This window comes from Proteus sp. ZN5, from assembly GCF_011046025.1.
GTDB lineage: Bacteria > Pseudomonadota > Gammaproteobacteria > Enterobacterales > Enterobacteriaceae > Proteus.
Genome location: NZ_CP047639.1, coordinates 142,312 through 164,528 on the forward strand (window position 1 = coordinate 142,312; position 22,217 = coordinate 164,528).

Annotated in this window: 24 protein-coding genes and 2 tRNA genes; 8 read left to right on the plus strand and 18 right to left on the minus strand. The window is 39.9% G+C overall.

The features are described from left to right. Positions 1-16: 16 nt before the first annotated feature. From rimP to rlmE, 8 genes are all read right to left on the minus strand, one after another. The gene (rimP, locus tag GTK47_RS00665; protein WP_036914691.1) at positions 17-469 is read right to left on the minus strand and encodes a ribosome maturation factor RimP; all 453 of its coding nucleotides are present in this window, start codon (positions 467-469) and stop codon (positions 17-19) included. 202 nt (positions 470-671) lie between these two features. Beyond that, a tRNA-Met gene (locus tag GTK47_RS00670) sits at positions 672-748 on the minus strand. Positions 749-808: 60 nt separating this feature from the next. Beyond that, positions 809-898: transfer RNA gene (locus GTK47_RS00675), tRNA-Leu, on the minus strand. A gap of 58 nt (positions 899-956) precedes the next feature. Beyond that, positions 957-1,301, minus strand: coding sequence for a preprotein translocase subunit SecG (secG, locus tag GTK47_RS00680; protein WP_036914692.1), 345 nt, complete (start codon positions 1,299-1,301; stop codon positions 957-959). A gap of 165 nt (positions 1,302-1,466) precedes the next feature. Next, positions 1,467-2,804, minus strand: coding sequence for a phosphoglucosamine mutase (gene glmM / locus GTK47_RS00685; RefSeq protein ID WP_088493982.1), 1,338 nt, complete (start codon positions 2,802-2,804; stop codon positions 1,467-1,469). After that, positions 2,801-3,643 carry a dihydropteroate synthase gene (folP, locus tag GTK47_RS00690; RefSeq protein ID WP_165121828.1) on the minus strand — a complete coding sequence of 281 codons (843 nt, stop codon included), beginning with the start codon at positions 3,641-3,643 and terminating at the stop codon, positions 2,801-2,803. The genes glmM and folP overlap by 4 nt, the downstream gene beginning before the upstream one ends. 82 nt (positions 3,644-3,725) lie before the next feature. Then, entirely contained in the window at positions 3,726-5,672 is a 1,947-nt protein-coding gene (gene ftsH / locus GTK47_RS00695; protein WP_075673624.1) for an ATP-dependent zinc metalloprotease FtsH, read from the minus strand. A gap of 47 nt (positions 5,673-5,719) precedes the next feature. Next, a complete protein-coding gene (gene rlmE / locus GTK47_RS00700; RefSeq protein WP_098941358.1) occupies positions 5,720-6,349 on the minus strand; it encodes a 23S rRNA (uridine(2552)-2'-O)-methyltransferase RlmE in 630 nt (209 codons plus the stop codon). Positions 6,350-6,494: 145 nt separating this feature from the next. On the opposite strand from rlmE, the gene yhbY reads away from it, so the two are divergent. Then, positions 6,495-6,788, plus strand: coding sequence for a ribosome assembly RNA-binding protein YhbY (gene yhbY / locus GTK47_RS00705; RefSeq protein ID WP_036914752.1), 294 nt, complete (start codon positions 6,495-6,497; stop codon positions 6,786-6,788). A 121-nt stretch (positions 6,789-6,909) separates the two neighbouring features. On the opposite strand, the gene greA is transcribed toward yhbY, so the two are convergent. After that, positions 6,910-7,386, minus strand: coding sequence for a transcription elongation factor GreA (greA, locus tag GTK47_RS00710; protein WP_088493984.1), 477 nt, complete (start codon positions 7,384-7,386; stop codon positions 6,910-6,912). Positions 7,387-7,795: 409 nt separating this feature from the next. Between greA and dacB the strand changes: the two genes are divergently transcribed. Then, a complete protein-coding gene (dacB, locus tag GTK47_RS00715; protein ID WP_165121829.1) occupies positions 7,796-9,238 on the plus strand; it encodes a serine-type D-Ala-D-Ala carboxypeptidase in 1,443 nt (480 codons plus the stop codon). Between the two features lie 85 nt (positions 9,239-9,323). Here the strand turns inward: dacB and cgtA are convergent, their stop codons facing one another. The 3 genes from cgtA to rplU all read right to left on the minus strand — a co-directional run bounded on the left by cgtA (position 9,324) and on the right by rplU (position 11,212). After that, positions 9,324-10,496, minus strand: a complete 1,173-nt coding sequence (gene cgtA, locus GTK47_RS00720; protein WP_165121830.1) for an Obg family GTPase CgtA — start codon at positions 10,494-10,496, stop codon at positions 9,324-9,326. 130 nt (positions 10,497-10,626) lie between these two features. Further along, the gene (rpmA, locus tag GTK47_RS00725) at positions 10,627-10,884 is read right to left on the minus strand and encodes a 50S ribosomal protein L27 (RefSeq protein ID WP_006535706.1); all 258 of its coding nucleotides are present in this window, start codon (positions 10,882-10,884) and stop codon (positions 10,627-10,629) included. A gap of 19 nt (positions 10,885-10,903) precedes the next feature. Further along, entirely contained in the window at positions 10,904-11,212 is a 309-nt protein-coding gene (rplU, locus tag GTK47_RS00730; protein WP_006535707.1) for a 50S ribosomal protein L21, read from the minus strand. A 263-nt stretch (positions 11,213-11,475) separates the two neighbouring features. On the opposite strand from rplU, the gene ispB reads away from it, so the two are divergent. Continuing rightward, on the plus strand, positions 11,476-12,447 hold the full coding sequence (ispB, locus tag GTK47_RS00735; RefSeq protein WP_075672813.1) for an octaprenyl diphosphate synthase: 972 nt from the start codon (positions 11,476-11,478) through the stop codon (positions 12,445-12,447). Between the two features lie 49 nt (positions 12,448-12,496). On the opposite strand, the gene GTK47_RS00740 is transcribed toward ispB, so the two are convergent. Both GTK47_RS00740 and GTK47_RS00745 read right to left on the minus strand, forming a co-directional pair. After that, on the minus strand, positions 12,497-12,913 hold the full coding sequence (locus GTK47_RS00740; RefSeq protein WP_023583583.1) for a DNA-binding protein: 417 nt from the start codon (positions 12,911-12,913) through the stop codon (positions 12,497-12,499). 82 nt (positions 12,914-12,995) lie between these two features. Further along, entirely contained in the window at positions 12,996-13,346 is a 351-nt protein-coding gene (locus tag GTK47_RS00745; RefSeq protein ID WP_165121831.1) for a DNA-binding protein, read from the minus strand. A gap of 186 nt (positions 13,347-13,532) precedes the next feature. On the opposite strand from GTK47_RS00745, the gene GTK47_RS00750 reads away from it, so the two are divergent. After that, the gene (locus GTK47_RS00750) at positions 13,533-13,799 is read left to right on the plus strand and encodes a helix-turn-helix transcriptional regulator (protein WP_075672811.1); all 267 of its coding nucleotides are present in this window, start codon (positions 13,533-13,535) and stop codon (positions 13,797-13,799) included. Positions 13,800-13,941: 142 nt separating this feature from the next. Here GTK47_RS00750 and tnpA read toward each other — a convergent pair whose 3' ends face one another. Both tnpA and mdh read right to left on the minus strand, forming a co-directional pair. Beyond that, entirely contained in the window at positions 13,942-14,397 is a 456-nt protein-coding gene (tnpA, locus tag GTK47_RS00755; RefSeq protein WP_165121832.1) for an IS200/IS605 family transposase, read from the minus strand. A gap of 232 nt (positions 14,398-14,629) precedes the next feature. Beyond that, positions 14,630-15,568, minus strand: a complete 939-nt coding sequence (gene mdh / locus GTK47_RS00760) for a malate dehydrogenase (protein ID WP_165121833.1) — start codon at positions 15,566-15,568, stop codon at positions 14,630-14,632. 446 nt (positions 15,569-16,014) lie between these two features. Here mdh and argR point away from each other — a divergent pair, with 446 nt between their 5' ends. Continuing rightward, on the plus strand, positions 16,015-16,485 hold the full coding sequence (argR, locus tag GTK47_RS00765; protein ID WP_006535714.1) for a transcriptional regulator ArgR: 471 nt from the start codon (positions 16,015-16,017) through the stop codon (positions 16,483-16,485). Between the two features lie 58 nt (positions 16,486-16,543). Here the strand turns inward: argR and mpl are convergent, their stop codons facing one another. Next, complete coding sequence (gene mpl / locus GTK47_RS00770; RefSeq protein WP_165121834.1) at positions 16,544-17,923, minus strand: UDP-N-acetylmuramate:L-alanyl-gamma-D-glutamyl-meso-diaminopimelate ligase; 1,380 nt, start codon at positions 17,921-17,923, stop codon at positions 16,544-16,546. A 164-nt stretch (positions 17,924-18,087) separates the two neighbouring features. Here mpl and fbp point away from each other — a divergent pair, with 164 nt between their 5' ends. From fbp to GTK47_RS00785, 3 genes are all read left to right on the plus strand, one after another. Continuing rightward, positions 18,088-19,095: a class 1 fructose-bisphosphatase gene (gene fbp, locus GTK47_RS00775; protein ID WP_023583589.1), complete on the plus strand. Its 1,008-nt coding sequence runs from the start codon at positions 18,088-18,090 to the stop codon at positions 19,093-19,095. A gap of 199 nt (positions 19,096-19,294) precedes the next feature. After that, positions 19,295-19,822, plus strand: a complete 528-nt coding sequence (ppa, locus tag GTK47_RS00780; RefSeq protein ID WP_075672808.1) for an inorganic diphosphatase — start codon at positions 19,295-19,297, stop codon at positions 19,820-19,822. Between the two features lie 330 nt (positions 19,823-20,152). Then, positions 20,153-21,781: a sulfatase-like hydrolase/transferase gene (locus tag GTK47_RS00785; protein WP_165121835.1), complete on the plus strand. Its 1,629-nt coding sequence runs from the start codon at positions 20,153-20,155 to the stop codon at positions 21,779-21,781. Positions 21,782-21,869: 88 nt separating this feature from the next. Here the strand turns inward: GTK47_RS00785 and GTK47_RS00790 are convergent, their stop codons facing one another. Further along, on the minus strand, positions 21,870-22,217 hold the full coding sequence (locus tag GTK47_RS00790; RefSeq protein WP_165121836.1) for a gamma-glutamylcyclotransferase: 348 nt from the start codon (positions 22,215-22,217) through the stop codon (positions 21,870-21,872).

Below are 22,217 nucleotides of genomic sequence, written 5' to 3' on the forward strand. Positions count from 1 at the left end.
GTTGCCTCTTCAAAACTTAAAAGTGGGGTACCAGGTTAGCTTTCTGGATGTTGCTCAGTGCGAACACTTCGTCTTTACCATCCACAGTAACCGTGATCATTTCGCCAGCGACAGACTTAATAATGCCCTGCCATTTACGGCGGTTTTGCATTGCAATTCGTAATACGATAGCGGCTTCTTCACCGATAAATTGCTCATAATGCGTTGCAGTGAATAAAGGTCGTTCTAAACCAGGAGAAGAAATCTCAAGGTTATAAACTGTTTGAATTGGATCTTCAACATCCAGCACAGCACTGACCTGGTGGCTAACATCAGCACAATCATCAACAGTGATACCGTCTTCACTATCAATATAGATGCGCAATGTTGATTCTCGGCCACGAATAAACTCAAGACCGACAAATTCAAAGCCTAATGCTTCTACTGGTGCTGAAACCATCGCTGTTAATTTTTGCTCTAATGTGGACAAACCCACCCCCAAGGCATAAAAAAAGGGCCTATAGCCCAGTATTCTATTCTCTGATAACAAAAAACCCCGAAATTCGGGGCTTTATGCAACTGGACCCTGTAACTTGCCATTCGAGAATAACCTCTTCTTACGGCACATTCCACTCAGGATCATAATCGGTTCAACAAGATGATTAATGAGAAAAGTGCTGTATTGTTAGAAGTGGTTGCGGGGGCCGGATTTGAACCGACGACCTTCGGGTTATGAGCCCGACGAGCTACCAAGCTGCTCCACCCCGCGTTCGAAAAACGTGGCAAATTTTACGCTGATAACAAGCAAAACGCAAGCTATCTGGAATAATGGTGCCGAGAACGGGACTTGAACCCGTACGCCCGTTTTATAGGCACTACCACCTCAAGGTAGCGTGTATACCAATTTCACCACCTCGGCACTTAATGAGACTGTTACTGCGTAAAAATTAACAATCTCATTTAAATCTTTACTTAGTTTACTGCGGAATATCTGTATTTGCTGGCGCTACAGGCGCTGCTAACTGCTCAGCTTTTTTAGCTTCTTCTGTAGTCTGCTCGATAGACATCCATTTGCTGTCTTCACGCACAGTTTTATTGGCACTTAGATTACCTAAAATAAGGGCAAGTACAATAAAAGCTGTCGCTAAAACAGCGGTCATACGGGTCATAAAGTTAGCTGAACCGCTTGAACCAAATACTGTACCGGAAGCACCTGCACCAAAAGAAGCGCCCATATCAGCACCTTTACCCTGCTGTAACAGGATCAGACCAACTAGCCCTGTTGCTACAATGATAAGAATAACAATGAGTGCCGTATACATTTGCGTTACCTTTTCTATGGAACTTATCGTCTTAACGATAACCTTCGATTGCTTCACCCGCTTTAGTTCAAGACCTTACTAAGCGGGTGTGAATACTAACCAAAGCTGAACTGACAAGCAAGGTTATTTTTCTACAAAGTGATTGATTGAAGAAAAAAGCATCAATTAACCAACATGCTTCACAGCGTCAGCAATACGATTTGCCATCGCAGTGACTTGCTCTTCATTTTCACCTTCAACCATGACACGAATTAAAGGCTCTGTACCTGATTTACGCAGTAATACACGTCCTTTACCAGCCAGTTCTTCTTCAACCGCTTTAGCGACTTTCTGAACTTCAGGTGTTTGTAGCGGATCGTGACTCCCCGTAAAACGAACATTCACTAAAATTTGTGGTAATAGTTTCATACCACTGCATAAATCATGCAGGCTCATGTGGTTACGTACCATTGCACTTAAAACTTGTAAGCCTGCAACAATACCGTCACCAGTAGTCGTTTTATCTAATAAAATAATATGACCAGAGTTTTCAGCACCTAAGCGCCAGCCTTTCTCTTGTAATTTTTCAAGTACATAGCGGTCACCCACTTTTGCTCTTACAAAAGGAATACCCAGTTGTTTCAGTGCTATCTCTAATCCCATATTGCTCATTAGAGTACCTACTGCACCACCGCGTAATTGACCTTGGCGTAACGCTTCTCTCGCAATAATGTAGAGAATTTGGTCACCATCAACTTTCAGACCTTGATGGTCAACCATGATGATACGGTCGCCGTCACCATCAAAAGCTAAACCAACATCAGCGCCTTCTTCTAATACGCGTTTTTGCAACATGCGAACATCTGTTGCACCACACTCTTCGTTGATATTGATACCCGTTGGATCACAACCAATAGTGATCACCTCAGCACCTAATTCACGAAATACATTTGGTGCAATATGATATGTTGCGCCATGAGCACAATCGACAACCACTTTTAGACCGTTAAGATTGTTTTCATTTGGGAAAGTCCCTTTACAGAATTCAATGTAGCGACCTGCTGCATCCACGATACGATTTGCACGACCAAGCTCTGCTGACTCAACACAGGTAATAGGCTTTTCCATTTCAGCTTCAATGGCTTCTTCTACTTCATCTGGTAATTTGGTGCCATCAATAGAGAAGAATTTGATCCCGTTATCGTAATAAGGGTTATGGGAAGCTGAAATCACGATCCCCGCTTCAGCACGGAATGTACGCGTTAAATAAGCAACAGCTGGTGTTGGCATTGGTCCTGTAAATGAGGCAGATAAACCAGCAGCAGCTAAACCCGCCTCTAATGCAGATTCCAGCATATAGCCTGAAATACGTGTATCTTTACCAATAATGATTTTACGAGAGCCATGACGTGCTAATACTTTGCCCGCAGCCCAACCTAGTTTTAATACAAAATCAGGTGTAATTGGACTATCACCTACTTTTCCACGGATACCATCTGTTCCAAAGTATTTACGTTCGCTCATTCATTATTTTCCTTTGCAGAAAGAGTCGCTTGTACGACTTTCATCGCATCAACAGTCTCTTTAACATCGTGTACACGAATAATTTGTGCGCCTTGCATCGCTGCAATGACAGCGCATGCCACGCTACCAGCTACACGCTCTTGTGGTGGTACATTCAATAGTTGTCCAACCATTGATTTGCGTGACATTCCAGCAAGTATGGGTAGACCAAAGTGATGAAGTTCACTTAAGTGTGCTAATAATTGGTAATTATGCGCTAAATTTTTACCAAAGCCGAATCCTGGATCAAGAATAATTTGATTTTTTTCGATCCCAGCATCAACACAACGTTGAATATTTTCTTGTAAAAAACGATCAACATCTATCAACACATTCTCATAATGTGGTGATTGTTGCATGGTTTTAGGATCACCCTGCATATGCATAATACATACTGGTAAACCTGTTTTAGCCGCCGCTTCAAGTGCTCCCGGCTCTTGTAAAGAGCGAATATCATTGATAATTGAAGCACCCGCATTTGCTGATTCAGTAATGACTTGAGCTTTGGATGTATCAACAGAGATCCAAACATCAAAACGTTGACGAATAGCCTCAACAACAGGAACAACACGCTGCAATTCTTCATCAATAGAGACATCGCTTGCGCCGGGTCTAGTAGATTCACCACCAATATCGATGATAGAAGCCCCTTCAGCGATTAATTTTGCTGCGTGGTTAACCGCATCATTAAGTGAATTATGAGTGCCACCATCTGAGAAAGAGTCTGGAGTGACATTCAAAATCCCCATAACTTGAGGTGTTGATAAATTAAGTTCTGTTCCTCTAGCCATTAATTTCATTTCATTGATACCTTCATAAAAAAACCCCAGAAGCCTGGGGTTTATATTTATAGCTTACTCAATATGCATAACCCGATAAGGATTAGTGAGTATTTTTATCAGAAGGTGTATCACTTTCTGACTCAGGCTTATCTTTTGGCTCACTCGCTACATGCGTTTGTGCTGGCTGGGCAGTAGTCGTTGTACCACTATTGCCATTATTGCCTTCCCAACCCGCAGGTGGACGAACATCACGACGATTCATTAAATCATCAATTTGAGGCGCATCGATAGTTTCATAAGTCATCAGTGCATCTTTCATTGAGTGCAGAATATCAAGGTTGTCCATTAAGATTTGACGAGCACGAACATAGTTACGATCAACGATAGCTTTAATTTCTTCGTCAATTGTACGCGCTGTTTCATCAGACATATGCTGCGCTTTAGCGACAGAACGACCTAAGAACACTTCACCTTCTTCTTCTGCGTACAGTAATGGCCCTAATTTTTCAGAGAAGCCCCACTGTGTCACCATGTTACGTGCGATATTGGTTGCAACTTTGATGTCATTAGAAGCACCTGTAGAAACATGTTCTACACCATAGATAATTTCTTCAGCTAAACGACCACCGTAAAGTGTTGAAATCTGGCTCTCTAATTTCTGACGACTCGCACTAATTTGGTCACCCTCAGGTAAGAAGAAAGTCACACCTAATGCACGTCCACGAGGAATAATCGTCACTTTATGCACAGGATCATGTTCAGGTACCAAACGACCAATAATTGCGTGACCAGCTTCATGATAAGCGGTTGATGCTTTTTGTTCTTCAGTCATCACCATTGAACGACGCTCTGCGCCCATCATTATCTTATCTTTCGCTTTCTCAAATTCGACCATTGAGACAACACGTTTATTACCACGTGCAGCGAATAAAGCCGCTTCGTTAACTAAGTTAGCTAAGTCAGCACCAGAGAAACCTGGCGTACCTCGCGCTAAAATTGCTGGATCAACGTCTGGTGATAAAGGTACACGACGCATATGGACTTTAAGAATTTGCTCACGTCCACGCACATCAGGTAAACCAACAACCACTTGACGGTCAAAACGACCTGGACGAAGTAATGCTGGGTCTAATACGTCTGGGCGGTTAGTTGCCGCGATAACGATAATACCTTCATTACCTTCGAACCCATCCATCTCAACTAGCATTTGGTTCAGTGTTTGTTCACGTTCATCATGACCACCACCTAAACCTGCACCACGTTGACGACCAACCGCATCGATTTCATCGATAAAGATGATACAAGGTGCTGCTTTTTTAGCTTGTTCAAACATATCACGAACACGAGAAGCACCCACACCCACGAACATTTCAACGAAATCAGAACCTGAAATGGTAAAGAATGGAACTTTAGCTTCACCTGCGATAGCTTTTGCTAATAATGTTTTACCTGTACCTGGAGGCCCTACCATCAGAATACCTTTAGGGATTTTACCCCCTAATTTCTGGAAACGGCCCGGATCACGTAAATACTCAACTAATTCGCTTACTTCTTCTTTCGCTTCATCACAACCCGCGACATCAGCGAAGGTTGTTTTGATTTGGTCTTCTGTCAACATGCGCGCTTTGCTTTTACCAAAAGACATCGCACCTTTACCGCCACCACCTTGCATTTGGCGCATAAAGAAAATCCAAAGACCAATCAGTAATAGCATTGGGAACCAAGACACAAAAATTTGAGTCAGAAGACTTTGGCCTTCAAGTGGCTCGCCCGTTACTTTTACATTACGGTTCATTAAAGTGGTCAGCAGGTTGTCATCACGCATAGGCATATACGTGCTGTACTTTGAGTTATCTGTTTTAGTTACATTAATATCATAACCACTTATGCTGACCTCGCGTAATTGGTTATTAGTTAACTCATTGATAAAGGTAGAGTAATCCACCTTACGACTATTCGAATCGCTGGGTCCGAAGCTCTGGAATAATGACATCAAAACGACTGCAATAACTAGCCAGAGGATCAGGTTTTTCGCCATGTCACTCAAGGGATTAACCTCATATTACAACTGTGTTAACAAATAGCTTTAGGGTACTAAAGTTTACGCCCTGTGGCTACAATATATACCTCACGAGAACGAGACCGCGAAGCGTCTGGTTTACGAACTTTCACTTTCGTAAACAGGGAGCGTATTTGCCCCAGGTATTCATCAAAGCCTTCTCCCTGAAACACTTTGACAATAAAACTTCCCCCGGGAGCCAGTACATCACGACACATATCAAGCGCTAACTCTACTAAATACATGGATCGAGGGATATCGACCGCGGGCGTACCGCTCATGTTTGGAGCCATGTCAGACATGACAACCTGGACTTTGTTTTCACCTACTCTATCAAGCAATGCCTTCAACACAAGTTCATCACGAAAATCGCCTTGAAGGAAATCGACTCCAACTATAGGATCCATAGGTAAAAGGTCACATGCGATAATTCGACCTTTGTTTCCTAACTGCTGTACAACGTATTGAGACCACCCTCCAGGGGCTGCTCCTAAATCGACAACGGTCATACCTGGTTTAAAGATATTGTCACTTTGCTGAATTTCTTCCAGTTTAAACCAAGCACGAGAGCGAAACCCTTTTTTCTGTGCTTGCTGAACATATTTATCACTAAAATGTTCTTGTAACCAGCGGCTAGAGCTTGCCGAACGTTTCTTATTGGCCATTGCGTTTTCCAACTATCATACACTTAGCTATCAATATTTTTACTCTTTCACTCATTTAACCCCGTATTAACGACATTTTATGGTGATAAGTGAGAGATGGCGTTAGAATAGATCGTTTTCAATCCCAACAAAGCAAAAATTAATGATGACTCTTAACAAAAAACAAATTCAACACCTGAAAGGGCTCGCTCATCACCTGAATCCAGTCGTTATGATTGGTAACAACGGGTTGACTGAAGGCGTTCTTGCAGAAATTGAACTCGCTCTGGCGCACCATGAGCTTATCAAAGTCAAAATCGCAGGCGAAGATCGAGATGTTAAAAACTTGATCGTGGCAGCGATTGTACGCGAAAGCGGTGCACAGAATGTACAAGTTATCGGAAAAATTCTTGTTCTTTACCGTCCTTCAGAAGCACGTAAGATTATTTTACCGAAATAAAACTTGTATCTTTATATAAAAATGCCATAACTAACTCTATGGCAAAAAAGGCCTTTTAAGGCCTTTTTTATATTACCACAGGATAGCAGTCTAGTTTTCTATAGAAACGTAAAATTATAAATTAAATGTATTCTACGTTTAAAACTTCGTACTCGACTTGTCCACCCGGTGTAGTGATAACAACGACATCATCTAACTCTTTACCAATCAACCCACGCGCAATCGGTGAGTTAACAGAAATTAAGTTTTCTTTAATGTTCGCTTCATCATCACCAACAATGCGGTAAGTTTGCTCTTCTTCGGTTTCAACATTTAACAATGTCACTGTTGAACCAAAAATAATACGACCATTGTTATTCATCTTTGTAATATCAATGACTTGAGCATTTGATAATTTTGCTTCAATTTCTTGTATACGACCTTCACAGAAACCTTGTTGCTCTCTTGCAGCATGATATTCCGCGTTTTCTTTTAAATCTCCGTGTTCACGAGCTTCAGCGATAGCAGCAATAATTTCTGGACGACGAACACCTTTTAAATATTCCAGCTCTTCGCGTAATTTTTCTGCACCTAGAACTGTCATAGGGATCTGATTCATGTGTTAATACCTCAATACTATTCCTAATAAAAAATAGGTATCATCCTGATTTTTTATACTAACAACACAGAGAAAAGGATCTATTTACTCTTCTCAAGACAAAAAAAGACACAGGCAACCTTAAATTGGGCCTGTCTCTACATATATTCGGTGAATGAGGGGACGCTATTATATTCCCAACTCATGCTGTTGGGACGTAAACTAAACCTCCCAGACTTAAAACTAAATCTAACACAACAGACGCATTGCTTCACGCCTTATCTCTCTTTATAAAGAGATAAACAGACTTTTTCCGATAATGAGCTAATCCTGCTTGTTACCGTTTACTTTTGCCCTCATTGCCCTTTAGTATTAGCCTCTGGCAATCAATACTGTAACGTTATACGCTATAGTCACGGATAGAGAAATTATGCGCTTACTATCAATATTTCGACGGATACTCTACACATTAAGTATCATCAGTTTTTCAACTCAAGCGATACCAGTTGAAAACTACACATCCCTTCTTCCCGAAGGAACTCAAGTAGGTTTAATTACTCAACCCGTTGGCGCTGCTTCTCCTAATCTTAATTATCATGCCGATCAATTAGCACTTCCAGCAAGTACTCAAAAAGTGGTGACTGCACTCGCGGCATTACTTCAATTAGGTGGAAACTATCAATTCACAACAACAATGGAAACAGAAGGTAAGATAAAAGACAATCAGCTTATTGGTGATTTGATCTTTCGTTTTACAGGCGATCCTACATTAACCCGCCAACAATTAAGAGCAATGGTTGCTGTATTAAAACAATCTGGTGTTACAAAAGTGCATGGCGATTTGCTTATTGATACATCTGCTTTTTCAAGCCATGACAAAGCACCCGGCTGGGTTTGGAATGATCTAACTCAATGCTTTAGCGCCCCTCCTAGTGCTGCAATTGTTGATAAGAACTGCTTTTCTGTCTTACTGCAAAGCGGCAACAAAGAAGGTGATATTGCCACAATACGTAAAGCTTCTTTCTATCCTGTAACTGTTTTAAGTGAAGTTGAAACTTATGAGAAAGGTTCAACTCGTACCCGTTTTTGTGAATTAGATGTCACTGTCCGTGACTTAAATACCTATGTAATTACAGGTTGTATTCCTAAACGTGACGATGCAGTCCCTTTAATGTTCTCTATTCAAGATGGTGCGCATTGGGCTGGTACAATTTTAAAAGAAGAGTTACAGCGCGCCAATATTGAACTTGATGGATATATCAAACGTCGCTCTCAACTAAAAGCTCCCGTTACTGTACTGGCACAGACACAATCAAAACCGTTACATAACTTACTGACTACCATGCTAAAAGAGTCTGACAATATGATTGCAGATACCATATTTAGAACTATTGGTCGTGAGTATTATGGCGTTGCTGGCACTTGGCGCTCTGGTGCAGAAGCAACCCGCACTATTTTAAAACAAAAAGCAGGTATTGATTTAGGAAATACTGTTATGGTTGATGGCTCTGGCCTTTCTCGTCATAACCTCATTTCACCTGCAACCATGATGCAAGTCCTTCAATACATTGGACAACATGAAAGTGAATTAAACTTTATTAATATGCTTCCTCTTGCAGGACATGACGGTACATTACAGTATCGAGGCGGTTTTCATGAAGCAGGTGTTGATGGCAAAGTTTCCGCTAAAACGGGTTCATTAAAAGGGGTTTACAATCTTGCGGGCTTTATGACCACGGCAAACGGACAAAAAGTGGCGTTTGTGCAATACGTTTCGGCGTATTCACCTCCTACACAGAATCGTAATGCTGGACGCGCTTATTTAGTGCGTTTTGAAACAAACTTGTATAAAGATATGTACAACAATCGTTAGATTTACACCTAATAATATAAGCAATAGATATGAAAAACGCCTGATTAATCAGGCGTTTTTTTATTTTAATCATATAGAATGATGATTAACGTTGATAGATAAACTCAATACCTTCGTCGTCTTCTTCATCCCAATCATCATCGTCATCTTCTTCGAAATCAGGGTTTTCAAGCTGTTCTTTGTGGTAATCATCCCACATAAAGTCAACTTTTCCTGGCTCTACTTTTGTCGCAACAATATCTTGCTCACGCGGAGTAACATTCAGGAATTCCATGATATTCCAGCAAAGTTTTTTCACACCTTCTTGGTTGATGGCCGCTATCATGTAATAGTTTTCATCCCAACCCAGCGCTTCAACAATTGCTTTTGCCTTTTCTTTTGCTTCTTCAGCATCAAGAAGATCAACTTTATTAAACACTAACCAACGTGGTTTTTGTGCTAATTTTTCGCTGTATTTCTCTAGTTCAGAGATAATAATTTTTGCATTCTCCACAGGATCCGATCCATCAATAGGATCAATATCGATCAAGTGTAATAACACACGACAACGTTCTAAGTGTTTTAAGAATTGGATCCCAAGACCTGCACCATCAGCAGCGCCTTCGATTAATCCGGGAATATCAGCAACGACAAAGCTTTGGTGATTATCCATACGCACCACGCCTAAGCTTGGTACTAACGTTGTAAATGGATAGTCAGCAACTTTAGGTTTTGCTGCTGATACTGCACGAATAAATGTGGATTTACCCGCATTTGGCATACCAAGCATACCCACATCAGCTAATAACATTAGCTCTAATAGGACTTCGCGAGATTCACCCGGCGTCCCCATTGTACGTTGACGTGGAGCACGGTTAACCGATGATTTAAAACGAGTATTACCTAAACCGTGGAAGCCGCCTTTAGCAACCATTTGCTTTTGACCGTGTGCGGTTAAGTCAGCAATGACTTCATTTGTTGCTAAATCACGGACACGCGTTCCAACAGGAACACTAATAGTAATATCTTGACCACGCTTACCAGTACAGTCACGACTGTGACCATTTTCACCACGTTCTGCACGATAAGATTTTGTAAAACGGTAATCAATTAAGGTGTTAAGGTTTTCGTCTGCAATCATGTAGACATCACCACCATCACCACCATCACCACCGTCTGGTCCCCCGTTAGGGATATATTTTTCGCGACGAAAGCTTACACAGCCGTTACCACCATCGCCCGCGACGATTAGGATCTTGGCCTCATCAACAAATTTCATGATTTTACTCCGTATAGTAGCCATTAACGTGCTGGATGGCCGAAATTACCCAGAGATGGCCTTTTTTAAATATAAAAAGCCCCGCAACATATTTGCAGGGCTTTTGACTCGGTGCTTAAAGGACCAGTAATTATTCAGCTTCGATGCTGATAAATTTACGGTTATTTGGACCTTTAACTTCGAACTTAATTTTTCCGTCAGCTAATGCAAACAGGGTGTGGTCACGACCACAACCAACGTTAGTACCTGCATGGAACTTAGTACCACGTTGACGAACGATGATGCTACCTGCTAATACAGCTTCACCACCGAAACGTTTAACACCCAGACGTTTTGCTTCGGAATCACGACCGTTACGAGTCGAGCCGCCAGCCTTTTTATGTGCCATTGAACTACTCTCCTAAACCTTAAGCGATACCAGTGATTTTAACATCAGTAAACCACTGACGGTGGCCCTGTTGTTTACGGCTGTGTTTACGACGACGGAACTTAACAATCTTAACTTTATCGCCGCGACCGTGAGCAACCACTTCCGCTTTAACTTTAACGCCCGCAAGGATTGGAGCGCCAATTTGAATGTCATCGCCATTAGCGACCATCATTACAGTATCAAACTCGATTGTTTCGCCAGTAGCTACTTCCAGCTTCTCTAAACGAATAGTTTGACCTTCGCTGACTCGGTGTTGTTTACCACCACTTTGGAAAACCGCGTACATATAAACTCCGCTTTCCGCACACTCCCAATATGTATAATTTGAGTGCACAATTAAAATATTCACATAGGGCGCGAATTCTACGCAAATTTAGTGCCGATGACAAGTACAGATCGCAAACTAGCGTTAAAAAAAAGAGTTTTTTACACGATATTTATTTCAGCCATTTTTAAAGTACAATCTAAATTATAAGAGAGTAAAATCTATGGCATGATCATTTTTTATTAATAATAACGCGCTCATTGGCGAGCCAAAGTCGAAAAAACATGAATTTAGAATCTATTATAAAACTAACATCCGCTGATATGGCTGCGGTAAATGAGGCAATCCTTTACCAGCTTAATTCAGATGTTTCTTTGATAAACCAACTTGGTTACTACATCATTAGTGGTGGTGGTAAAAGGATCCGACCAATGATCGCAGTGCTCACTGGACGAGCATTGGACTATCAAGGTGACAAACATATCTCGGTCGCAGCGCTTATCGAATTTATTCATACTGCAACGTTGTTACATGATGATGTTGTTGATGAATCTGATATGCGCAGAGGAAAACAAACAGCAAATGCTGTCTTTGGAAATGCAGCCAGTGTCCTTGTTGGCGACTTTATTTATACACGATCCTTTCAGATGATGACGGATCTTGATTCGATGCGTGTATTAAAATTAATGTCTAGCGCCACCAATGTGATCGCTGAAGGTGAAGTTTTACAATTAATGAATTGTAACGATCCTGACATTTCTGAAGATGACTATATGCAAGTTATCTACAGCAAAACAGCTCGTCTGTTTGAAGCGGCTTCTCATGCGTCGGCAATCCTTTCTGGTGCAACGCCTGAGCAAGAAAAAGCATTCCAAGATTATGGTCGTTATCTTGGGACTGCTTTCCAGCTCATTGACGATTTGCTTGATTATGATGCAGATAACAACCAGTTGGGTAAAAACACTGGTGATGATCTTGATGAAGGTAAACCAACGTTGCCACTACTTCATGCTATGCATAATGGCAATGAAGAAGAATCCCAATTAATTCGCCAAGCCATTGAACAAGGTAATGGCCGCCATTTATTAGATACTGTTTTAAATACTATGAAACAGTGTGGCTCTTTGGAATATACCCGTCAAAAAGCAGAAGAAGAAGCAGACAAAGCGATTGAAGCTTTATCAATTATACCTGACTCACCGTATAAAGATGCGCTTATTGGGCTTGCTCACGTCGCTGTACAACGTCAATCATAACTTTGATGTATAAACCCTCGTAGTTATGTAAAGAAGCCCGCTAGAGCGACTACGTCGATTCTGGTGGGCTTTTTAATTTATTGAGCACTTCTTCGTTTTCTCGTTCGATAGCATCCTGATTATCCGCATCAATATAGCTAATGAGCTTTGCCAGCCCTTCACGTAGCACGAATTTCACAATTTTTTCTCGTTCCGATTTTGTCAGTTGATAATAAGCTTCAACCCAAATCAAAAAGGCATCCTGACGTTTTGATAAATACTCAGCCGGAGGTTCATGTGCAGCAAGCACACTAATCACCTCATCAGGTAGACTTTTTACGGAATACTCGACAGCTTTTCCCTGCACGCCACGTTTACGACGGTTTTCCCATCCTTCACGACGCGCCATCAAGTTAACTCCCTGCGGTGAGTTCGGTAATCCCGCAAGCCCCACTAATTCTTTCGCTGTATACCATTCTTTTTTCATGATCTCATCTCACATTCAACTAAGAGGTTAGTCAGATAGATATCTGTTGCGGATAACGCAATAATAGATTCTTTAAAATCGCTTAATCATTGACGACTTTTTCTAAAAAACTTCTAATACTATCCCGCAATATCAGCTCTGTTAATGTTTTTTGTTCACCATCATTTAGTTGTTGGAATGCTTTCACCCAGATAACGAGTGGCTCCTCTTTTTTATTTAGTTTGTAATGTGCTAATGGCTCATAAAGTTCTAGAGCAATTAAAGTTTTTTCTGGTAAACAAGAATAATGATACTCAACACCATTACCTTGCTTATTTTTTACATTTTGTTTTTGCCAAGACTCTCGTCTTGCTTTCGAATTTACACCTTGTGGTGATTTAGGTAATCCACCTATACCCGTCAATTCCTTTGCCGTATACCACTCTTTTTTCATTATGTTTCTCTAAAATTGTTATCAACTTCAAAAAAGAAATTATTAAGAAAAAAATCAGAAATCTTTTTAGAAAAATAATGTTATTTTATTTTCTAAATAATCAGTTTAAATGCTTTAGGATATTTCTAATAAACTGTTATTTATACCACTAACACAGCAATCAATTTTATAGAAAAAGGATTAAAAATGATTTCAAGGAAATCTGATTGGCATCCTGCCGATATTATTGCCGCACTTAGAAAACGAGGAACAACACTTGCTGCTATCTCGCGCCAAGCAGGCTTAAGCTCTTCTACACTCGCTAATGCGCTGTCGCGCCCTTGGCCGAAAGGAGAGAAAATCATTGCTGATTATCTTGGTGTAGCTCCTAGTGAAATTTGGCCTAGCCGTTATTTTCATCCTGAAACAGGAGAATTACTTGAACGAAAGATTCGTACCAAAACTAATAATTAACTAATAATTACAGACATTATAATTAATCATAACCACCCGTAAAACGGGTGGTTTGCTCTTGCCCTATAAGGGCTTGTTACCGACTGCGCCTAAATGACGCTGCTTTCTCTTCGTTCAAGCTAAGTGTCTTTGCTACTTTGGCTTACCCCTTGAAGGGGTTTTCATATTCTTTACTGCTCAATTTATCCGAGATTAAATCCGACTTTTCTTGCTCTCTGATATACTTTTGAATTGTGGCTTCATTGAGTCCAACTGTTGTGACATAGAACCCTTCCGCCCAAAACTTTCTGTTGCCAAATTTATATTTGAGATTGGCATGTCTATCAAAGATCATCAACGAACTTTTACCTTTCAAATATCCCATGAAACTTGATACGCATATCTTCGGTGGAATACTCACTAACATATGAACATGATCTGGCATAAGATGCCCTTCGATTATTTCCACACCTTTATATTTACAAAGGTCTCGAAGGATTTCACCTATACTTGAACGAATTTTATTAAAAATCACTTTCCGTCTATATTTCGGCGAAAAGACGATATGGTATTTACACAGCCACTTTGTATGTGCTGAGCTTTGTGCTTTAATGCCCATAAACACCTTTCCTTATTTAAGTTACGAATATTAGCTTGAACATCTATATCGTAACGGAAAGGTGTTTTTCTTGGTATAACCTTTAATACCCACCCGCATAGCGGGTGGTTTTATATTTAAGACGCTGACGCGACTTAAACTGGCTAAAGCCCATAATAAAAAAAACCGCTGATATAGTATCAGCGGTTTTTATTTAAATTTGCATTATTTTTATAGCAAAAAAAGTATTTCTTTATTTATTAATAAATTCTTCACCAAGAATTATATCTTTTTTCAATACATCTAACATGCCATTAAGAGATTGCTTTTCAAAATCACTTAATTTACCAATAGATAAATATTCCTCTACACCGTTTTTACCTAAAAGAATAGGTTGTGCAAAGAAACGGGCATATTCTCCGTCGCCTTCTGTATAAGTGCATTCAATAACATTTTTCTCGCCATTTAAAGCGCGAATTAATGAAAGACCAAAACGAGCGGCTGCTTGACCCATAGATAATGTTGCTGATCCGCCACCCGCTTTTGCTTCAACAACCTCAGTACCTGCGTTTTGAATACGTTTAGTCAGTGCTGCAACTTCGTCATCAGTAAATGAAACGCCATCAACTTGAGATAATAGAGGAAGAATAGTCACACCAGAGTGTCCACCAATCACAGGAACGTTGATTTTTTGTGGATCTTTACCTTTTAGCTCAGCAACAAAGGTATTGGCGCGAATAATATCGAGAGTGGTGATACCGAAAAGACGTTTTTTATCGTAAACGCCTGCTTTCTTAAGCACTTCTGCTGCAATAGCAACAGTTGTATTCACTGGGTTAGTAATGATACCGATAAGTGCTTTCGGGCAATTTTGTGCAACCTTTTCAATTAAGTTACGCACAATACCTGCGTTAACATTGAAAAGATCTGAACGATCCATGCCTGGTTTACGAGCAACGCCCGCAGAAATCAGAACAACATCAGCGCCTTTTAGCGCAGGAGAAGGATCTTCACCCGCAAAACCTTTTACAGTAACTTGAGTCGGGATATGGCTTAAGTCGGCTGCGACACCCGGTGTGACGGGAGCGATATCATATAAAGAGAGTTCACTACCAGCTGGAAGCTGATTTTTAAGAAGAAGTGCCAGTGCCTGACCAATACCACCTGCTGCACCGAGAACTGCTACTTTCATTCTGATACTCCTTAGTTTACGAGATAGTGGAACGCCTTCGAGATACTCACTATTACGCAATTCACCTTTTAAAAAACAATTATTTAACAGCAACATTGCATAATAAGGCATTTTCAGTGAAAAATAATACTTTGGTTATTCTAAACAAATTGCTTATCTGTTAATGAGATAGTGGGCACTCTTTTGATAAATAATTTCAATAAATATGGCAAAGTGTTAAGTACACCATCATCCTTGTGATAACCATTTAAGCTTATCATTTATTTAACAAATATTTTACTTTCTTTAAATTATCACATTCCTGCACTGTAAATAAATTTTTTTGCAGTACATTCTACTTTACAATTTTGAGGAGGCTATCACTCGTCTTTCTTCGTCTTATGTTGCATAAAAATTCACTTCTCTGCATAATACACAGGTTATTGATAACTCACTAAAGGTGAACTATGCGCGTTCCTTCTAAGCAAGAAGACTTGGTTAAAGCGTTTAAAGCCCTGCTGAAAGAAGAAAAATTCAGTTCACAAGGCGAGATTGTGACTGCATTACAAGAGGCTGGATTTGATAATATTAATCAGTCCAAAATCTCTCGTATGCTAACAAAATTTGGTGCAGTAAGAACCCGTAACGCCAAAATGGAAATGGTCTATTGCCTTCCTACTGAGCTTGGCGTACCAACAGCAAGCAGCCCATTAAAAAATCTGGTACTCGATATCGACCATAACCATTCTGTTGTGGTGATAAGAACGAGTCCAGGCGCAGCACAACTTATTGCACGTTTATTAGACTCATTAGGCAAAGCAGAAGGTATCCTTGGTAGTATCGCGGGTGATGACACTATTTTTTCAACACCGGCACCGGGATTTTCTACAGAAGAATTACGAGACGCTATTCTGAATCTTTTTGATCAAGAATTATAATTAGCCTTTCTATAGCTTCAAAAAATAAGCCACTGAATTTTCAGTGGCTTATTTATTTTTAATACTGACTATCAGAATCTTTAGGCTGTGCTAATTTTGCGAGTAGTTTTTCATGAATACCACCAAAACCACCATTGCTCATAATCAAAATATGATCGCCCGCTTGAGCTTCTTTCGCAATCATATCGACTAATGTATCCAAATCTGTACTCCAGCGAGCCGGTTGCACACAGTGCTCTGCAATATCACTTACTAGCCATTGAATATTAGGTGGCTGGAATAAAAAGACTTCATCAGCACGACCTAATGCAGGTGCGATATCATCCTTGCTAATTCCCATTTTCATGGTATTTGAGCGAGGCTCTAACACTGCAATAATACGAGCTGTTCCACCGACTTTACTGCGTAACGCTTCAAGCGTTGCCAAAATCGCTGTGGGATGATGTGCAAAGTCATCATAAACACAGACTTGGTTAACTTCACCACGTAGCTCTAAGCGACGACGCGCATTAATAAACTTATCTAATGCTTCACAAGCATCCGCAGGTAAAACACCAACGTGGTGCGCTGCAACAATCGCCATTAAGCCATTTTGCATGTTGTGTTCACCAGAAAGTCCCCAACACACCTCTCCGACTCGCTCACCTTTGTGGAATACCTCAAAATGACTACTGTCATTACTGAGTTTTTTAGCTTGCCAATCTCCAGTTTCACCTGTGAATTCTTGTTCACTCCAACATCCCATTCCAATGGTCTGTTTTAAATTCATATCGTTATCAGGCATGATGATTTTTCCAGTACCCGGGACGATACGAACTAAATGATGAAATTGTTTTTGAATTGCCGCTAAATCATCAAAAATATCAGCGTGATCGAATTCAAGATTATTTAAAATCAATGTGCGTGGAGAGTAATGAACAAATTTAGAGCGTTTATCAAAAAAAGCACTGTCATATTCATCTGCTTCAATCACAAAGAAAGGGCTTTCACCTAACTGTGCAGATACTTGGAAGTTACCTGGTACACCACCAATTAAAAATCCCGGTTTATAACCACAGTCTTCTAAAACCCAAGCCAGCATACCCGCTGTTGTTGTCTTGCCATGAGTTCCGGCAACGGCTAACACCCAGCGTTCAGGTAAAATATAATCATGTAACCACTGAGGGCCAGAGGTATAAGGCAAACCTTTTTCAAGTACAGCTTCAACACAAGGATTTCCTCGTGTCATCGCATTACCAATAATCACCATGTCAGGGGCAGGTTCTAATTGTTTTGGGTCATATCCCTCAATCAGTTCAATTCCCTGATTTTCTAATAAAGTACTCATGGGTGGATAGACATTAGCGTCTGAGCCGGTGACTTTATGTCCCTTTGCTCTAGCGAGAATGGCAAGACTTCCCATAAAGGTGCCACAAATACCAAGAATATGAATGTGCATGAATTTCTGTCCAATAGCATGAAGTTGGTCACTATTCTAACGATCAAAAAGCAGATAAGAAACGGATTAACCTTTGAATCATCCGATTCTTTGGCTAAACTTGCCACCACCAAGGAGATTTTTCTCCTTTTTTACTTTACCCACTCACATTCAGGACCTGCGTCATGAAAACATTAGGCGAATTTATCGTCGAGAAACAACAAGATTTTCCCCATGCAACTGGTGAACTTACTGCACTACTTTCAGCAATTAAGCTTGGGGCTAAAATTATCCACCGTGATATTAACAAAGCAGGGTTAGTCGATATTCTTGGTACTAACGGTGTTTCTAATGTTCAAGGTGAAGCCCAGATGAAACTGGATCTTTACGCGAATGAGAAACTAAAAGCTGCATTAAAAGCGCGTGGTGAAGTTGCGGGTATCGGATCAGAAGAAGAAGATGATATTGTTATCTTTGAAGGTGATCGTGCTGAAAATGCTAAGTATGTTGTACTAATGGATCCTTTAGACGGTTCGTCGAATATTGATGTAAACGTTTCCGTCGGAACAATTTTCTCTATTTACCACCGTATTACACCAATTGGTCAATCTGTCACTTTAGATGACTTCTTACAACCAGGTCATCGTCAAGTCGCAGCGGGCTATGTCGTTTATGGCTCATCAACCATGTTAGTTTATACGACAGGTTGTGGTGTTCATGCCTTTACTTACGATCCATCTTTAGGTGTATTCTGTTTATCTCATGAAAGCGTACATTTCCCACCAACAGGAAATATGTACTCAATCAATGAAGGTAACTACATCAAATTCCCATTAGGTGTAAAAAAATACATTAAGTATTGCCAAGAACAAGACGCAGCAACAAATCGCCCTTATACCACACGTTATATTGGTTCTTTAGTGGCTGATTTTCACCGCAACTTACTGAAGGGGGGGATTTATATTTATCCAAGTACTGCAAGCCACCCTACTGGTAAATTACGTTTACTCTATGAATGCAATCCAATGGCGTTCTTAGCCGAACAAGCTGGCGGTAAAGCAAGTAACGGTAAAGAGCGTATTCTAGATATCGAACCAAAAGAACTTCACCAACGTATGCCTTTCTTCGTAGGTACTAAATCGATGGTTGAACAAGCTGAAAGCTTTATGGCGCAATATCCAGACGAAGAATAATCCATTCGTTTAGCACTGACATAGATAAACCGGACTTCTTATTCGTCCGGTTTTTTCATCTTTGAAAATAGTACTTTCTTTTATTTGCTGCTTATTTTTACGTCAGAACGCAACATGTTCGGCAAAAAACGGGTATTGTTAAAAACTTTTCGCTATACTACAGGCCACGTAAAATTAATTTTTTTATAGGAAATTTTTTATGAGCCTGAATCATGTTCCTGCTGGTAAAGAACTACCAGAAGATATCTATGTTGTTATTGAAATCCCAGCAAATGCTGATCCTATCAAATACGAAGTTGATAAAGAAAGTGGCGCACTGTTTGTTGACCGTTTTATGTCAACTGCAATGTTCTACCCATGCAACTACGGTTACATCAACAACACGTTATCTTTAGATGGTGACCCAGTAGACGTTCTGGTTCCAACTCCATACCCATTACAACCAGGTTCAGTTATTCGTTGCCGTCCTGTTGGCGTACTGAAAATGACTGACGAATCAGGTGAAGATGCGAAACTCGTTGCAGTTCCACACACTAAACTGAGCAAAGAATATGATCACATTAAAGATGTGAACGATCTGCCAGAACTGTTAAAAGCACAGATCAAACATTTCTTTGAACACTACAAAGATTTAGAAACGGGCAAATGGGTTAAAGTTGACGGTTGGGAAGGCGTAGAATCAGCTAAAGCTGAAATCCTGTCTTCTTTCGAACGCGCTAAAAAATAATCCTTGAGTAAATCAAGATATTACAAGGCAAATAACACCCTAGTATTAGGTTTATTTGCCTTTTATTTCTTCATCTTTTAACCCCCTATTTTAAGTTAAAAAGTGTGCCTTAAAATTTAATGAATTAAAATCCACTTTCTTCCCTACTTGTTCTTACTTCTTATGTTCTCTTTTGTTCATCATAGATAAATTACCCTCTTTAAATCACAAATATTAACTTTCGAATGCTTTCGAAAGCATCTTCGATTAACTTCGTGTGATCAACCCAAAAGAAACTGAAGATTTTTTAATCTATGTTACTGCCATATCTAATGAATAAGAGAGGTTAAAATGTCTATAACACGTCGAGATTTGTTAAAGGGTGCAGCCGTGGGTGCGACAGGATTATCACTGGTTTCACCACTATCTGCATTATCCTCATCAACAAAAGAGTATATAACCCCATTAAATACACCTAGAAACCCTAAGAATATTTTAATTATTACCGCAGACCAATTAGCAAAGCGAGGTATCTCTGCTTATGGCAACAAAGAGGTAAAAACTCCCGTTATCGACTCGATTTTAAATACGGGAACAAGTTTCCATAATGCGTATTGTGCTTATCCCTTATGTGCTCCTTCAAGGGCTTGTTTTTGGACTGGAAAATTACCACACCAGACAGGCATTATTTCCAATGACAGTCCAAACATACCAGAAACAATGCCCACATTAGGAACGTTGTTTTCACAAGTGGGATATGAGTGTAAACATTTTGGAAAACAGCATGATTATGGCTCATTAGAAGGATTTGATTGTGCGCCTCAAATAGAAAAAGAATTTAATGCTCACCCCGCCTTTCCTGTTGATTATGATACGAAAGAAGATGTGTATTGTTTAGAAGAAAGCCTGAAATATATCAATTTACTCCCCAAAAGAGAGGAAAAAAAGCCATTTTTATTAGCCGTTGAATTTAATAATCCACACAATATAAATGGATGGACAGGAAATTTTGCGGGTGAGCATGGTGACATCGAAAATATCGGACAATTGCCACCTTTACTTGATAATTTTGACACTGCTGATGACCTTAAAAATAGACCTAAAGCTATTCAATACGCTTGCTGTACACATAACAGAGTTATGCAATCAGGGAAATGGAATGAGAGAAATTTCCAGCAATATCTCAAAGCCTATTACTATTTTACTGAATTGGTAGATAGTTATATAGGACAAGTTATCAATGCATTAAAAAAGAGTGGGTATTGGGAAGATACGCTTATTGTCTTCTTCTCTGACCATGGTGATGCAATGGGAGCACACCGATTAGTCGCTAAAATGAATTGGTTTTATGAAGAATCGACAAATGTGCCTTTTGCATTTTCAGGGCCGGGTATTCAATCTGGCGCTTTAAAACATGAATTAATATCCCTTTGTGATTTATTACCCACTCTCTGTGATTATATCGGAATTGATTACCCTAAAAATATTTATGGTCGCTCTCTGTACCCGTTATTAACCGGAAAGACAGTGAAAGAATGGAGAAATAGTGTCATTTGCCACTGGAATACTGACCGAAATGTCGATGTCCAACCAGCTAGAATGTTAAGAACAGAAAACTTTAAATATATTATTTACAAAGAAGATGAAGAAGAAGAACTCTACGATATGGTTAATGATCGAGGTGAAACCCAAAACCTCAGTCACCATCCTGATTATCAACAAATAAAAAAAGAATTACGGATCAAATTAGACAATGAAATCCGAAACAATTCAGATCCTTTTTATATTCAAGAAGTAATTATTAATAAAAAATGGCGTAGCCATGAAGTGGGATATCAACACCATACAGGTGAAACGAGTATTCAAGTTTATCAGAAAAAAATTAGACCATTATTGGCTGAAAATGAAATAGATAAAGCGAGACGAATGCGACTTAATCTATATAAAGAAGCACGCCTCTCCTATATTTTTGAAAAATAAGCATTTAGTTATTTCTCATATAAAAACGGCTCGATATCACTATCAAGCCGTTTTCAGACATCTTTCAGTAAGAGGTAAATTTAACCGATTACTCTTCTTCGTGACGTTTTAGCCAGTCACCGCATTTTATTTCACGTAAACCATCAACAGGCTTTTGATAAAGGTAGATCCAAGCACTGCCATAAGGCGTTGAAATCAGTTGGCGCTTGTAATCCTGATCGTTCTTTTTCAATTCATCAAGCTCTGTCAAGATAGAAGGCGTTATCCGATAGACTTCGCACTCTATCTCCCCTTCACCTTCAATAACCGCAGGATAAAACCCTAAATCATAGAGTTTATATCCCTCTAACTTATGCTCACCTAAAAGCTGTGCATAGGTCATCCAGTGATGGTTACCTTGGTTTTGCCGTAAACTACCATAAACAATAATTCGCAT

Excerpts from the sequence above, each read along its gene's own strand:
- secG (WP_036914692.1), bottom strand. The coding sequence starts at position 1,301 with ATGTATACGGCACTCATTGTTATTCTTATCATTGTAGCAACAGGGCTA.
- glmM (WP_088493982.1), bottom strand. The coding sequence starts at position 2,804 with ATGAGCGAACGTAAATACTTTGGAACAGATGGTATCCGTGGAAAAGTA.
- folP (WP_165121828.1), bottom strand. The coding sequence starts at position 3,643 with ATGAAATTAATGGCTAGAGGAACAGAACTTAATTTATCAACACCTCAA.
- rlmE (WP_098941358.1), bottom strand. The coding sequence starts at position 6,349 with ATGGCCAATAAGAAACGTTCGGCAAGCTCTAGCCGCTGGTTACAAGAA.
- yhbY (WP_036914752.1), top strand. The coding sequence starts at position 6,495 with ATGACTCTTAACAAAAAACAAATTCAACACCTGAAAGGGCTCGCTCAT.
- greA (WP_088493984.1), bottom strand. The coding sequence starts at position 7,386 with ATGAATCAGATCCCTATGACAGTTCTAGGTGCAGAAAAATTACGCGAA.
- dacB (WP_165121829.1), top strand. The coding sequence starts at position 7,796 with ATGCGCTTACTATCAATATTTCGACGGATACTCTACACATTAAGTATC.
- cgtA (WP_165121830.1), bottom strand. The coding sequence starts at position 10,496 with ATGAAATTTGTTGATGAGGCCAAGATCCTAATCGTCGCGGGCGATGGT.
- rpmA (WP_006535706.1), bottom strand. The coding sequence starts at position 10,884 with ATGGCACATAAAAAGGCTGGCGGCTCGACTCGTAACGGTCGTGATTCC.
- rplU (WP_006535707.1), bottom strand. The coding sequence starts at position 11,212 with ATGTACGCGGTTTTCCAAAGTGGTGGTAAACAACACCGAGTCAGCGAA.
- ispB (WP_075672813.1), top strand. The coding sequence starts at position 11,476 with ATGAATTTAGAATCTATTATAAAACTAACATCCGCTGATATGGCTGCG.
- GTK47_RS00740 (WP_023583583.1), bottom strand. The coding sequence starts at position 12,913 with ATGAAAAAAGAATGGTATACAGCGAAAGAATTAGTGGGGCTTGCGGGA.
- GTK47_RS00745 (WP_165121831.1), bottom strand. The coding sequence starts at position 13,346 with ATGAAAAAAGAGTGGTATACGGCAAAGGAATTGACGGGTATAGGTGGA.
- GTK47_RS00750 (WP_075672811.1), top strand. The coding sequence starts at position 13,533 with ATGATTTCAAGGAAATCTGATTGGCATCCTGCCGATATTATTGCCGCA.
- tnpA (WP_165121832.1), bottom strand. The coding sequence starts at position 14,397 with ATGGGCATTAAAGCACAAAGCTCAGCACATACAAAGTGGCTGTGTAAA.
- mdh (WP_165121833.1), bottom strand. The coding sequence starts at position 15,568 with ATGAAAGTAGCAGTTCTCGGTGCAGCAGGTGGTATTGGTCAGGCACTG.
- argR (WP_006535714.1), top strand. The coding sequence starts at position 16,015 with ATGCGCGTTCCTTCTAAGCAAGAAGACTTGGTTAAAGCGTTTAAAGCC.
- mpl (WP_165121834.1), bottom strand. The coding sequence starts at position 17,923 with ATGCACATTCATATTCTTGGTATTTGTGGCACCTTTATGGGAAGTCTT.
- fbp (WP_023583589.1), top strand. The coding sequence starts at position 18,088 with ATGAAAACATTAGGCGAATTTATCGTCGAGAAACAACAAGATTTTCCC.
- ppa (WP_075672808.1), top strand. The coding sequence starts at position 19,295 with ATGAGCCTGAATCATGTTCCTGCTGGTAAAGAACTACCAGAAGATATC.
- GTK47_RS00785 (WP_165121835.1), top strand. The coding sequence starts at position 20,153 with ATGTCTATAACACGTCGAGATTTGTTAAAGGGTGCAGCCGTGGGTGCG.
- GTK47_RS00790 (WP_165121836.1), bottom strand. The coding sequence starts at position 22,217 with ATGCGAATTATTGTTTATGGTAGTTTACGGCAAAACCAAGGTAACCAT.